At 53.8% G+C, this 13,478-nt stretch carries 10 protein-coding genes; 7 read left to right on the top strand and 3 right to left on the bottom strand.

All coding sequences use genetic code 11. From position 1 onward, the window contains the following. Nucleotides 1-1,356 (bottom strand): aromatic amino acid transporter AroP, encoded by a 1,356-nt coding sequence (gene aroP, locus WFL93_RS14265; protein ID WP_336778418.1) that lies wholly within the window; start codon nt 1,354-1,356, stop codon nt 1-3. 513 nt (nt 1,357-1,869) lie between these two features. On the opposite strand from aroP, the gene pdhR reads away from it, so the two are divergent. The 4 genes from pdhR (at nt 1,870) to lpdA (ending at nt 8,936) form a co-directional block, all read left to right on the top strand. Beyond that, nucleotides 1,870-2,634, top strand: a complete 765-nt coding sequence (gene pdhR / locus WFL93_RS14260; RefSeq protein WP_007888684.1) for a pyruvate dehydrogenase complex transcriptional repressor PdhR — start codon at nt 1,870-1,872, stop codon at nt 2,632-2,634. A 127-nt stretch (nt 2,635-2,761) separates the two neighbouring features. Next, nucleotides 2,762-5,428, top strand: a complete 2,667-nt coding sequence (gene aceE, locus WFL93_RS14255) for a pyruvate dehydrogenase (acetyl-transferring), homodimeric type (RefSeq protein ID WP_007888685.1) — start codon at nt 2,762-2,764, stop codon at nt 5,426-5,428. A gap of 14 nt (nt 5,429-5,442) precedes the next feature. Further along, nucleotides 5,443-7,338, top strand: a complete 1,896-nt coding sequence (gene aceF / locus WFL93_RS14250) for a pyruvate dehydrogenase complex dihydrolipoyllysine-residue acetyltransferase (RefSeq protein ID WP_336778417.1) — start codon at nt 5,443-5,445, stop codon at nt 7,336-7,338. A 173-nt stretch (nt 7,339-7,511) separates the two neighbouring features. Continuing rightward, nucleotides 7,512-8,936 (top strand): dihydrolipoyl dehydrogenase, encoded by a 1,425-nt coding sequence (gene lpdA, locus WFL93_RS14245; protein WP_007888688.1) that lies wholly within the window; start codon nt 7,512-7,514, stop codon nt 8,934-8,936. Between the two features lie 146 nt (nt 8,937-9,082). Here lpdA and WFL93_RS24300 read toward each other — a convergent pair whose 3' ends face one another. After that, nucleotides 9,083-9,229 (bottom strand): Hok/Gef family protein, encoded by a 147-nt coding sequence (locus tag WFL93_RS24300; RefSeq protein ID WP_007888693.1) that lies wholly within the window; start codon nt 9,227-9,229, stop codon nt 9,083-9,085. Nucleotides 9,230-9,517: 288 nt separating this feature from the next. Next, nucleotides 9,518-9,736 carry a LysR substrate-binding domain-containing protein gene (locus WFL93_RS14240; protein ID WP_336778416.1) on the bottom strand — a complete coding sequence of 73 codons (219 nt, stop codon included), beginning with the start codon at nt 9,734-9,736 and terminating at the stop codon, nt 9,518-9,520. On the opposite strand from WFL93_RS14240, the gene WFL93_RS14235 reads away from it, so the two are divergent. The 3 genes from WFL93_RS14235 to yacL all read left to right on the top strand — a co-directional run bounded on the left by WFL93_RS14235 (nt 9,723) and on the right by yacL (nt 13,473). Next, nucleotides 9,723-10,100, top strand: coding sequence for an aldo/keto reductase (locus tag WFL93_RS14235; protein WP_336778415.1), 378 nt, complete (start codon nt 9,723-9,725; stop codon nt 10,098-10,100). The genes WFL93_RS14240 and WFL93_RS14235 overlap by 14 nt on opposite strands. 240 nt (nt 10,101-10,340) lie before the next feature. Continuing rightward, nucleotides 10,341-12,938: a bifunctional aconitate hydratase 2/2-methylisocitrate dehydratase gene (acnB, locus tag WFL93_RS14230; protein WP_336778414.1), complete on the top strand. Its 2,598-nt coding sequence runs from the start codon at nt 10,341-10,343 to the stop codon at nt 12,936-12,938. Between the two features lie 172 nt (nt 12,939-13,110). Continuing rightward, nucleotides 13,111-13,473: a protein YacL gene (gene yacL, locus WFL93_RS14225; RefSeq protein ID WP_007888696.1), complete on the top strand. Its 363-nt coding sequence runs from the start codon at nt 13,111-13,113 to the stop codon at nt 13,471-13,473. Nucleotides 13,474-13,478: the final 5 nt, after the last annotated feature.

The following is a 13,478-nucleotide window of genomic DNA, read 5'->3' as shown; positions in this document are numbered from 1 at the left end:
TTAGGCTTTCTGTAGTTTGTTCTTAATGGTGTAGCCGATACCCAGAATCACCAGCCAGACCGGAATCAGCCATACCGAGATCGCCATGCCCGGCGTCATCAGCATAATGACCAGCACGCCGGCCAGGAACACCAGACAGATCCAGTTACCCAGCGGATAGAGCACCGCTCTGAAGCGGGTGGTCACGCCTTGCTGGTCTTTCTTCTTACGGAATTTCAGATGCGCCAGGCTGATCATCGCCCAGTTGATAACCAGAGCGGAAACCACCAGCGCCATCAGCAGACCAAAGGCTTCACCTGGCATCAGGTAGTTAATCAGGACGCACAGCAAGGTCGCAACGGCAGAGACCAGAATGGTGGCGACTGGCACGCCGCGGCTATCGACTTTTAACAGCGCTTTTGGCGCGTTGCCTTGTTGCGCAAGGCCGAACAGCATGCGGCTATTGCAGTAAACGCAGCTGTTGTAGACCGACAGTGCAGCCGTCAGGATCACCACGTTCAGCGCGTTGGCGACAAAAGCATCGCCCAGTTCATGGAAGATCAACACGAACGGACTGGTATCAGCTGTTACGCGCGTCCACGGCAGCAGCGAAAGCAATACAGCCAGTGAGCCGATATAGAAAATCAGGATACGCCACAGCACCTGGTTGGTGGCTTTCGGGATGCTCTCTTCTGGATTGTCGGCTTCTGCGGCGGTAATGCCCACCAGCTCCAGACCACCAAACGAGAACATAATGATTGCCATCATCATCACCAGCCCGGCCATGCCGTGCGGCAAGAAACCGCCCTGATCCCAAAGGTTGCTTACGCTAGCCTGTGGGCCGCCGTTGCCGCTAAACAGCAGCCAGCCGCCGAACAGGATCATGCCGATAACCGCGACGACTTTGATGATCGCGAACCAGAACTCCATCTCACCAAACACTTTAACGTTGGTCAGGTTGATGGCGTTGATCAGTACAAAGAAGATGGCGGCAGTAGCCCAGGTGGGGAAGTCCGGCCACCAGAACTGCACGTATTTGCCGACGGCGGTCAATTCAGCCATGGCGACCAATACATACAGCACCCAGTAGTTCCAGCCCGAGGCGAAACCGGCGAAGTTGCCCCAGTATTTGTAGGCGAAGTGGCTGAAGCTTCCGGCAACCGGCTCTTCAACCACCATTTCGCCCAGTTGGCGCATAATCAGAAAGGCAATAAAACCGGCAATCGCATAACCGAGAATCACGGCGGGACCCGCCGATTTAATCACTGATGCGCTACCCAGAAACAGGCCAGTACCTACGGCTCCGCCCAGCGCAATCAGCTGAATATGGCGATTCTTTAAGCCGCGGTGCAGCGTGTCGCCATGCTGTTGTTCCATACAAACCTCGTGATGTTGTTATTGTGCACCTGCAGTGCGCGCACTGTAAGGTCGTTTACCCTAATGTACTCTTTTCTTTACGGTATCTGGCGTGCTGTGTGCATGCATGAGCTACCACGGCGTTCAGAATAGTGATAAGCGCGCCGCTTTGCACCTGCTTTTGCTTTTTGTGCTGAGAGATGACTGAAAAAGCAGCAGCATTCACTGCGCGCCGGTCGCAATATTTCTGCCACGAAAAAATCGTGAACACGAATAGCTTTCACTTATGGTTGCACGGTTTTGACGGCGCTAACTCAGTGTAAGGTTAGGTAAAAGTGCAATTCATTAACATTTGTTGCCGCCCAGTAATTTTTCACTCTATCCCGGTGAGTTAGCGCATCACTGCTACGATCTTCCCCTGAAGTGTGACCTCGCCCATATAGACACAAGGTGAATACTTTGTTACTTTACCGGCACCATTTTTCAATTGGTATTACCAATTTACTCCGGACGTTTGGCTGATAAGAAGGGAAGATGGCTTACAGTAAAATTCGCCAACCCAAGCTCTCTGATGCAATTGAGCAGCAACTGGAATCCCTGATTATGGAAGGGACGCTCCAGCCGGGAGAAAAACTGCTCCCCGAGCGTGAACTGGCGAAACAGTTTGATGTCTCACGTCCATCCTTGCGCGAAGCGATTCAGAGCCTGGAAGCTAAAGGCCTGCTGATGCGTCGTCAGGGCGGTGGCACCTTCGTCCAAAAAAATCTCTGGCAAAGCCTAAGCGACCCGCTGGTCGGGCTGCTTGCCGAACATCCAGAATCTCAGTTTGACCTGCTGGAAACCCGCCATGCGCTGGAAGGCGTTGCTGCCTATTATGCGGCGCTGCGGGGCACCGATGAAGATCTGCAGCGCATCCGCGACTGCCATGTTCACATTCAGCAGGCACAGGACAGCGGCGATCTCGATGCCGAAGCCGATGCAGTGATGAAGTATCAGATCGCTGTCACAGAAGCCGCTCATAATGTGGTGCTTCTGCATTTGCTGCGTTCCATGGGCCCTATGCTGGAACAAAACGTCCGTCAGAATTTTGAATTGCTCTACGCTCGCCGGGAAATGCTGGCGAAAGTGAGCGGTCACCGCGCCAGTATTTTCGAGGCGATTGTGGCTCGTGAGCCAGAACAAGCACGCGAGGCCTCTCATCGTCACCTGGCGTTCATTGAGGAAATCTTGCTGGATAGAAGTCGGGAGCAGAGTCGTCGTGAACGCTCCCTGCGTCGTTTACAGCAACGTAAGGAATAACGCACGGCAACGAACGTGCGGAAAACACGACGGGCCTGTCTTCTTGTGCTGTGAACCAGAAGCAAAGCACAAGCAGACAGGCTCCTGATAATTTCAACGTATTAGACACAGATAAGGAATACACCCCATGTCAGAACGTTTACAGAATGACGTGGATCCGATCGAAACTCGTGATTGGCTACAAGCGATCGAATCGGTCATCCGTGAAGAAGGTGTTGAGCGCGCGCAGTATCTGATTGATCAGGTAATGAGTGCAGCACGCAAAGGTGGCGTGAAAGTTGCCGCAGGTTCCTCTGCAATCAGCAACTACATTAACTCTATTGCTGTTGAAGATGAGCCGGACTATCCGGGCAACACCTCTCTTGAACGTCGTATCCGTTCCGCAATTCGTTGGAACGCCATCATGTCGGTGCTGCGTGCGTCGAAGAAAGATCTGGAGTTGGGTGGCCATATGTCCTCCTTCCAGTCTTCCGCGACCATTTATGAAGTGTGCTTCAACCACTTCTTCCGCGCGCGTAGCGACAAAGACGGCGGCGATCTGGTTTACTTCCAGGGCCATATCTCTCCGGGCATCTATGCACGTGCCTTCCTTGAAGGTCGTCTGACCGAAGAGCAGATGAACAACTTCCGTCAGGAAGTGCATGGCAACGGCCTCTCTTCTTATCCGCACCCGAAACTGATGCCAGACTTCTGGCAGTTCCCGACCGTTTCTATGGGCCTTGGCCCGCTGTCGGCGATCTATCAGGCGAAATTCCTGAAGTATCTGGAACACCGCGGCCTGAAGGACACTTCAGCACAAACCGTATACGCCTTCCTCGGTGATGGCGAGATGGATGAGCCGGAATCCAAAGGTGCGATCACTATCGCCACCCGTGAGAAGCTGGATAACCTGGTGTTCATCATCAACTGTAACCTGCAGCGTCTGGATGGCCCGGTCACCGGTAACGGTAAGATCATCAACGAGCTGGAAGGCATCTTCGCCGGTGCTGGCTGGAACGTGATCAAAGTGATCTGGGGCGGTCGTTGGGATGAACTGCTGCGTCAGGACACCAGCGGCAAGCTGATTCAACTGATGAACGAAACCGTTGACGGCGATTATCAGACCTTCAAATCCCGTGACGGCGCCTACGTGCGCGAGCACTTCTTCGGTAAATACCCGGAAACCGCAGCGCTGGTGAAAGATTGGTCAGACGAAGAGATCTTCGCCCTGAACCGCGGCGGCCACGATCCGAAGAAAGTCTACGCAGCACTGAAAAAAGCGCAGGAGACCAAAGGTCAGCCAACGCTGATTCTGGCACATACCATTAAAGGCTATGGTATGGGTGATACTGCCGAAGGCAAAAACATCGCGCACCAGGTTAAGAAGATGAACATGGATGGCGTTCGCTACATCCGCGATCGCTTCAACGTGCCGGTTGCTGATGAGAAAATCGAAGAGCTGCCGTACGTGACCTTCGAAAAAGGCTCTGAAGAGTACAACTATCTGCACGGTCAACGTGAGAAGTTGGGCGGCTACCTGCCAACGCGTCAGGCGCAATTCAGCGAGAAGCTGGAAATGCCAACGCTGGAAGAGTTCCGTCCGTTGCTGGAAGAGCAGAATAAAGAGATCTCCACCACCATCGCCTTCGTGCGTGCCTTGAACGTGATGCTGAAGAACAAGTCGATCAAAGATCGCCTGGTTCCGATCCTCGCGGATGAAGCCCGTACCTTCGGTATGGAAGGTCTGTTCCGTCAGATTGGTATCTACAGCCCGAACGGTCAGCAGTACACCCCGCAGGACCGCGAGCAGGTTGCTTACTATAAAGAAGACGAGAAAGGCCAGATTCTGCAGGAAGGGATCAACGAGCTGGGCGCAGGTTCATCCTGGCTGGCAGCGGCGACCTCTTACAGCACCAACAACCTGCCGATGATTCCGTTCTACATCTATTACTCGATGTTCGGTTTCCAGCGCATCGGCGATCTGATGTGGTTGGCGGGCGATCAGCAGGCGCGCGGCTTCCTCGTCGGCGGCACCTCCGGTCGTACTACACTGAACGGCGAAGGCCTGCAGCACGAAGATGGTCACAGCCACATTCAGTCGCTGACCATCCCGAACTGTATCTCTTACGATCCGTCTTACGCGTACGAAGTGGCGGTCATCATGCAAGATGGCCTGGTGCGTATGTACGGCGAAGCGCAGGAGAACATCTACTACTACATCACCACGCTGAACGAAAACTACCACATGCCGGCGATGCCGCAGGGTGCGGAAGAGGGTATCCGTAAGGGTATCTACAAGCTGGAAACCGTAGACGGTAGCAAAGGCAAAGTGCAGCTGCTGGGTTCAGGTTCAATCCTGCGTCACGTGCGTGAAGCCGCGCAGATCCTGGCGAAAGATTATGGCATCGGTTCTGACGTCTACAGCGTGACCTCGTTCACCGAGCTGGCGCGTGATGGCCAGGATTGCGAGCGCTGGAACATGCTGCACCCAACCGAAGAGCCACGTGTACCGTACATCGCGCAGGTGATGAACGAGGCGCCGGCTGTCGCATCAACTGACTACATGAAGCTGTTCGCAGAACAGGTTCGCAGCTACGTACCTTCCAGCGATTATCGCGTGCTGGGTACTGACGGCTTCGGTCGTTCAGACAGCCGCGAAAACCTGCGTCACCACTTCGAAGTGGATGCATCGTATGTGGTTGTGGCTGCGCTGGGTGAGCTGGCTAAACGCGGCGAAATCGATAAGAAAGTGGTGGCAGAAGCAATCACCAAGTTCAACATCGACGCCGATAAAGTTAACCCGCGTCTGGCTTAAGAGGTAAGAGAGTAATGGCTATTGAAATTAACGTGCCGGACATCGGGGCAGACGAAGTTGAAGTCACCGAAATTCTGGTGAAGGTGGGCGACAAGGTTGAAGCTGAACAGTCGCTGATCACCGTAGAAGGTGATAAAGCCTCAATGGAAGTGCCTTCGCCGCAGGCCGGCGTGGTGAAAGAGATCAAAATCTCAACCGGTGACAAAGTGGAAACCGGCAAACTCATCATGATCTTTGACGCAGAAGGTGCCGCAGAAGCGGCGCCAGCGCCAGCAGAAGAGAAGAAAGCGGAAGCCGCTCCTGCTCCAGCTGCTGCCGCTGCTGCGGTTAGCAAAGAGGTCAACGTACCGGACATCGGCGGCGACGAAGTTGAAGTTACCGAGATTCTGGTCAAAGTGGGCGACACCGTTGCCGCTGAGCAGTCACTGATCACCGTTGAAGGCGACAAAGCCTCAATGGAAGTCCCTGCACCGTTCGCGGGTGTGGTGAAAGAGATCAAAATCGCCACCGGCGATAAAGTGAATACCGGCTCACTGATCATGGTATTCGAAGCAGAAGGCGCAGCGCCTGCTGCGGCTCCAGCAGCCAAACAGGAAACGGCTCCAGCAGCAGCCCCTGCGGCCTCTGGCGCGAAAGACGTCAACGTGCCGGACATTGGTGGCGATGAAGTTGAAGTCACCGAGATTCTGGTGAAAGTCGGCGACAAAGTTACTGCTGAACAATCATTGATCGTGGTTGAAGGCGACAAAGCGTCAATGGAAGTGCCTGCACCGTTCGCCGGTACCGTGAAAGAGTTGAAAGTGTCGACTGGCGATAAAGTCAGCACCGGTAAACTCATCATGGTGTTCGAAGTGGAAGGCGCGGCACCGGCTGCGGCTCCAGCAGCTAAGCAGGAAGCCGCTCCGGCAGCCGAAGCCGCTAAACCTGCCGCCGCGCCTGCCCCTGCGAAAGCGGATGCTAAAGGCGAGTTCGCTGAGAACGATGCTTACGTGCACGCTACGCCGGTGATTCGTCGCCTGGCGCGCGAGTTCGGTGTCAACCTGGCGAAAGTCAAAGGCACCGGCCGCAAAGGTCGCATTCTGAAAGAAGACGTGCAGACTTACGTTAAAGACGCGGTGAAACGCGCTGAAGCGGCTCCGGCTGCTGCTGCCAGCGGCGGAAGCCTGCCTGGTCTGCTGCCTTGGCCGAAAGTAGACTTCAGCAAGTTTGGCGAAATCGAAGAAGTGGAACTGGGTCGTATCCAGAAAATCTCGGGTGCCAACCTGAGCCGTAACTGGGTGGTTATCCCGCACGTTACCCACTTCGACAAAACCGACATCACCGATCTGGAAGCCTTCCGCAAACAGCAGAATGCTGAAGCGGAGAAACGTAAACTGGATGTGAAATTCACACCCGTGGTGTTCATCATGAAAGCCGTTGCCGCTGCTCTTGAGCAGATGCCACGCTTCAACAGTTCACTGTCTGAAGATGCACAGAAACTGACACTGAAGAAATACATCAACATCGGTGTGGCGGTAGATACGCCAAACGGTCTGGTGGTTCCGGTGTTCAAAGATGTGAACAAAAAAGGCATCACTGAACTGTCGCGCGAGCTGATGGCGATTTCTAAGAAAGCACGTGATGGCAAGCTGACCGCGGGCGACATGCAGGGCGGTTGCTTCACCATCTCCAGCCTTGGCGGCCTGGGCACTACGCACTTCGCGCCGATCGTCAACGCGCCGGAAGTGGCTATCCTCGGTGTTTCCAAGTCAGCGATGGAGCCGGTGTGGAACGGTAAAGAGTTTGAGCCGCGTCTGATGATGCCTATCTCACTCTCCTTCGACCACCGCGTGATCGACGGTGCTGATGGTGCGCGCTTTATCACCATCATCAACAACACACTGTCCGACATTCGCCGTCTGGTGATGTGAAGTTAATCAAGGCCGGCGTAAGCCGGCCTTGTTGTAAGCATTCAATGTTGCCGCGGTTGGCAGTTTGTTAACAATTCTGTAAACTCTCGCGGTGAAATGTCCCGGCGGATATAGGGCATTATAGCTTGGGAAAAGCTTTCTCCTGACTGCCGGTAATCAAACAAGAGGTCATGATGAGTACAGAGATTAAAACTCAAGTCGTGGTACTTGGGGCAGGTCCTGCAGGTTACTCTGCAGCCTTCCGTTGCGCTGATTTAGGTCTGGAAACCGTAATCGTTGAGCGTTACAGCACCCTCGGCGGTGTTTGTCTGAACGTAGGCTGTATCCCGTCAAAAGCGCTGCTGCACGTCGCCAAAGTGATCGACGAAGCAAAAGCCCTGGAAGAGCACGGTATCGTGTTTGGCCAGCCGCAAACTGACATCGACAAAATTCGTAGCTGGAAAGAGAAGGTGATTAACCAACTCACTGGCGGCCTCGCGGGTATGGCGAAAGGTCGTAAAGTGAAGGTGGTTACTGGCCTCGGCAAATTCACCGGTGCTAACACGCTGGTGGTAGAGGGTGAAGGTGGCGCAACCACCATTAACTTCGACAACGCGATCATCGCGGCCGGTTCTCGTCCAATCGAACTGCCATTTATTCCGCACAACGATCCGCGCGTGTGGGACTCTACCGATGCGCTGGAACTGAAAGAAGTGCCGAAGCGTCTGCTGGTTATGGGCGGCGGCATCATCGGTCTGGAAATGGCCACCGTTTACAAAGCGCTGGGTTCAGAGATCGACGTGGTTGAGATGTTCGACCAGGTGATCCCGGCTGCCGATAAAGACGTGGTGAAAGTCTTCACCAAGCGTATCAGCAAGAAATTCAACCTGATGCTGGAAACCAAAGTCACCGCGGTTGAAGCGAAAGACGACGGTATTTACGTATCGATGGAAGGCAAAAAAGCGCCAGCTGACGCACAGCGTTACGACGCGGTGCTGGTGGCGATTGGCCGTGTACCGAATGGTAAAGGTCTGGATGCTGGTAAAGCAGGCGTGGAAGTGGACGATCGCGGCTTCATCCGCGTCGACAAGCAGATGCGCACCAACGTACCGCACATCTATGCCATCGGTGACATCGTGGGTCAGCCAATGCTGGCGCACAAAGGTGTGCACGAAGGCCACGTCGCGGCGGAAGTGATCTCCGGTCTGAAGCACTACTTCGACCCGAAAGTAATCCCATCCATTGCCTATACCGAGCCAGAAGTTGCCTGGGTGGGTCTGACCGAGAAAGAAGCCAAAGAGAAAGGCATCAGCTACGAAGTGTCTACCTTCCCGTGGGCAGCTTCAGGCCGTGCGATCGCTTCTGATTGTGCAGACGGTATGACCAAGCTGATCTTCGACAAAGAAACGCACCGTGTCATCGGTGGCGCGATTGTCGGTACCAACGGCGGCGAGCTGCTGGGTGAGATTGGTCTGGCGATTGAAATGGGCTGTGATGCCGAAGATATCGCGCTGACCATTCACGCGCACCCAACGCTGCATGAGTCTGTTGGCCTGGCAGCGGAAATATTCGAAGGTAGCATCACGGACCTGCCGAACCCGAAAGCGAAAAAGAAATAACTTTTCGCTTTGAATAAATTAACGGCTCCTTTAAGGAGCCGTTTTTTATTAGTCGTTCTGGTTAAATAAAGAAATAAAAAAAAGGCGCGTGAGCTAACACATGCGCAATGCCGGAATAGCGGGAGCGAACTCCCGCTAAAGAAGTTTTACTGTCGTGCTTCGTAAGCCATAACAGCCGATAATTCAGCAGTGAATATCCGTAATCGTAATTCACAGAGTGAACTGCGATTTACCAGACACAATCCTAATAGAATGAGCCCGCTGATAATCAGCTTGCTGAATATTGACTTCATAGTCGTGTTCCTCTTGATTTAGCACGAGCAAGCGACTACCCTGACATTTCTCAGGTGTTAGGGTATGTCGCTTGCCCGTGCGGTTAATGAAAATTAACTGCACGGTTTTACGCTCCACAACCTACCTCAATCTTTTCAGCTTGAAGCAAATTGCCTCAAGCGCCCGCAGGCAGTCTACGCCAAACCTATTTTATTTCACCTTAATTTTAAAAATTATTTATAATTAATCATTTTGTTTTTATTTAACTATTTAAATAGATCGCGTAATGGATGGCTTTAATTGGTTATTCATTTCTTTAAGCCAATCAATAAATGCCGCAGCGGCGCTGAAAGATATTTACGGCTTGGATAGTAGAGCCAGAATCCTTCTTCAACCGCAGTAAATTCTGCCAATATTTCAATTAAATCGCCGCGTTCTAAATCTTCCCGCACCGTGCCTTCATGCAGAAAAGCAATGCCCACGCCCGCACGCGCCGCCTGTAAAATCCGTTCGTTGTTATCCAGCACCAGCGAACCTTTTACCGCGACTTCCTGTCGGCGGCTAGCCGAAGATGATTTCCGTCGTTCTTTACCGCGTTTCCAGCAGGATGCGCAGGCACATAACCAGAAGTTAGTGAATCAACTTTCCGTGATGGCTGCAGGTTATGACGCCACAGCCGCCCAGCTGGCATTGGCTTGGGTGCTGGCGAAGGGTGATTTTATCGTGCCGATTCCCGGAGCCAGTAAAATCGCCCATCTGGAACAGAACTGCGCCGCCGCCGATTTAACATTACGCGGGGTTGATGTCGCCACGCTGGATGAGCTGTTCAGCGTGCACAATATTCAGGGCGCACGTTATAACGACAGCGAGTTTATATTGGTCGATCGATAATCGGTTTCTCCTCGTTTATGCAGCAAGCAGGCTTTCAACGCCTGCTTTTTTTATGTGATCGCGCGCAATCCGTAGACGAACCTGCTAAATAACGCGCGGATGTTGCTTTTTTGTAAACAGATTAACAATCAGCCGAAATGCTGCTATGCTGCCCCACGCGGAACCGGGCACCTCACCCTACTGTTTGACAGCATCAAGGGGTGCGCCGGAAAGCTATACAATGAGAGCGAGGAGAACGTCGTGCTAGAAGAATACCGTAAGCACGTTGCCGAGCGTGCTGCCCAGGGAATCGTACCTAAGCCGTTAGATGCTTCCCAAATGGCCGCGCTGGTTGAACTGCTGAAAAACCCGCCAGCGGGTGAAGAAGAATTCCTTATCGACCTTTTGGTCAATCGTGTTCCACCAGGTGTTGATGAAGCGGCGTATGTTAAAGCCGGTTTCCTGGCAGCTGTCACTAAGGGCGAAGCCCACTCTCCTCTGGTTACTCGCGAAAAAGCCGTTGAGCTGCTGGGCACCATGCAGGGCGGTTATAACATCCATGCGCTGATTGAAGCGTTAGAAGATGAAGCGCTCGCGCCGATTGCCGCTGAAGCCCTGTCTCACACGCTGCTGATGTTCGATAACTTCTACGATGTCGAAGAGAAAGCCAAAGCGGGTAACCCACACGCGAAAAAAATTATCCAGTCATGGGCCGATGCCGAATGGTTCCTGAAGCGTCCAAAACTGGCTGAAAAAATCACCACCACCGTGTTCAAAGTGACCGGCGAAACCAACACCGACGACCTCTCTCCGGCGCCGGATGCATGGTCACGTCCGGATATTCCACTGCACGCGCTGGCGATGTTAAAAAACGCCCGTGAAGGCATCGAACCCGACGATGCGGGTAACGTTGGCCCGATCAAACAGATCGAAGCGCTGCAGACCAAAGGCTTCCCGCTGACCTATGTCGGCGACGTGGTCGGTACCGGTTCTTCACGTAAATCCGCCACCAACTCGGTGCTGTGGTTTATGGGCGACGATATCCCGTACGTGCCGAACAAAAAGGGCGGCGGTCTGTGCCTCGGCGGTAAAATCGCCCCGATCTTCTTCAACACCATGGAAGATGCTGGCGCACTGCCGATCGAACTCGACGTTGATCGTCTGAACATGGGCGATGTCATTGACGTTTACCCATACAAAGGCGAAGTGCGCAATCATGAAACCGATGAAGTGCTGGCGACCTTCGAACTGAAGACCGACGTGCTGCTGGACGAAGTCCGTGCTGGCGGTCGTATTCCGCTGATCATCGGCCGTGGCTTGACCACCAAAGCGCGTGAATCACTGGGTCTGCCGCACAGCGATGTGTTCGTGCAAGCCAAAGATGTTGCCGCCAGCACCCGTGGTTACTCACTGGCACAGAAAATGGTTGGTCGTGCGTGCGGCGTAGACGGCGTCCGTCCAGGCGCTTACTGCGAACCGAAAATGACGTCAGTGGGTTCTCAGGACACCACCGGTCCAATGACGCGTGACGAACTGAAGGATCTGGCGTGCCTCGGCTTCTCTGCTGACCTGGTGATGCAGTCATTCTGCCACACCGCGGCCTATCCGAAGCCGGTCGACGTCACCACGCACCATACGCTGCCTGACTTCATCATGAACCGTGGTGGCGTCTCGCTGCGTCCGGGCGATGGTATCATTCACAGCTGGCTGAACCGTATGCTGCTGCCAGATACCGTGGGTACCGGCGGTGACTCGCATACCCGTTTCCCAATTGGTATATCCTTCCCGGCTGGTTCGGGTCTGGTAGCGTTTGCTGCTGCGACCGGCGTAATGCCGTTGGACATGCCGGAATCGGTGCTGGTGCGCTTTAAAGGTAAAATGCAGCCGGGCATCACCCTGCGCGATCTGGTGCATGCGATTCCGCTGTACGCCATCAAAGCGGGTCTGCTGACCGTGGAGAAGAAAGGGAAGAAGAACATCTTCTCTGGCCGCATTCTTGAAATTGAAGGCCTGCCTGATCTGAAAGTTGAGCAAGCTTTCGAACTTTCTGATGCTTCCGCTGAACGTTCTGCTGCCGGCTGTACCATCAAGCTGGATAAAGCGCCAATCATCGAGTATCTCAACTCGAACATTGTGCTGCTGAAGTGGATGATCTCTGAAGGCTACGGCGATCGTCGTACGCTGGAACGCCGCGTTGAAGGCATGGAAAAATGGCTGACCGATCCGCAACTGCTGGAAGGCGATGCAGATGCCGAATACGCTGCGGTGATCGACATCGATCTGGCCGAGATCAAAGAGCCAATTCTGTGTGCACCGAACGATCCAGACGACGCGCGCTGGTTGTCTGACGTGCAGGGCGAGAAGATCGACGAAGTGTTCATCGGTTCGTGCATGACCAACATTGGTCACTTCCGCGCGGCCGGTAAACTGCTGGATGCCCATAAAGGTCAGCTGCCAACCCGTCTGTGGGTTGCGCCGCCAACGAAAATGGACGCCGCACAGCTGACCGAAGAGGGCTACTACAGCGTGTTCGGTAAGAGCGGTGCGCGTATTGAGATTCCGGGCTGTTCACTGTGCATGGGTAACCAGGCGCGTGTGGCGGACGGTGCGACGGTGGTTTCCACCTCAACCCGTAACTTCCCGAACCGTCTCGGTACCGGTGCTAACGTGTTCCTCGCATCGGCTGAACTGGCTGCGGTAGCTTCACTGCTCGGTAAACTGCCAACGCCGGACGAGTACCAGCAGTTCATGCTGCAGGTGGATAAGACCGCGGCAGACACTTACCGTTACCTCAACTTTGATCAGCTGGGACAATACACTGACAAAGCAGATAGCGTGATCTTCCAGACTGCCGTTTAATCGGTTTTCCGGATGAACAAGGGGACGATGAAAATCGTCCCTTTTTTTATGCGCTTTTTTCCGCTGACATCTCCAGGCATAATGCGAGCGCGATCCCACTTTATTCAGCGTGCTGCGCACAAAATGCACTAAGACAGTGCCGCACGGCGCGTCATCAGTATGAGGCAAACCCATGGAGTATGAATTTCTGCGTGATTTGACCGGGCAGGTCAAAGTGCGTATGTCGATGGACCACGAAGCGGTGGGTCACTGGTTCAATGAAGAAGTCAAAGACAATCTGCCGTTGCTGGATGAGGTTGAAGCCGCCGCCCAACAGGTAAAAGGTACCCTTAATCAGTGGCAGCGTGTGGGGCATGAATACACGCTGTGGCTGGACGAAGAAGAGGTGATGATTCGTGCCAACCAGCTAGCGCTGGAAGATGACGGCATGGAAGAGGGCATGACCTATTACGACGAAGAGAGCCTGTCGTTTTGTGGTGTGGAAGATTTTCTCGCGGTGATCGCGGCATACCGGCAGTTTATTGCGGGTAAGTAATACCG

The sequence above is a fragment of the Pantoea sp. USHLN256 genome (assembly GCF_037149875.1).
Classification (GTDB): Bacteria; Pseudomonadota; Gammaproteobacteria; order Enterobacterales; family Enterobacteriaceae; genus Pantoea; species Pantoea nemavictus.
The sequence above is the reverse complement of the archived record's forward strand: the minus strand, read 5'-3'. Positions and strand labels throughout refer to the sequence as shown.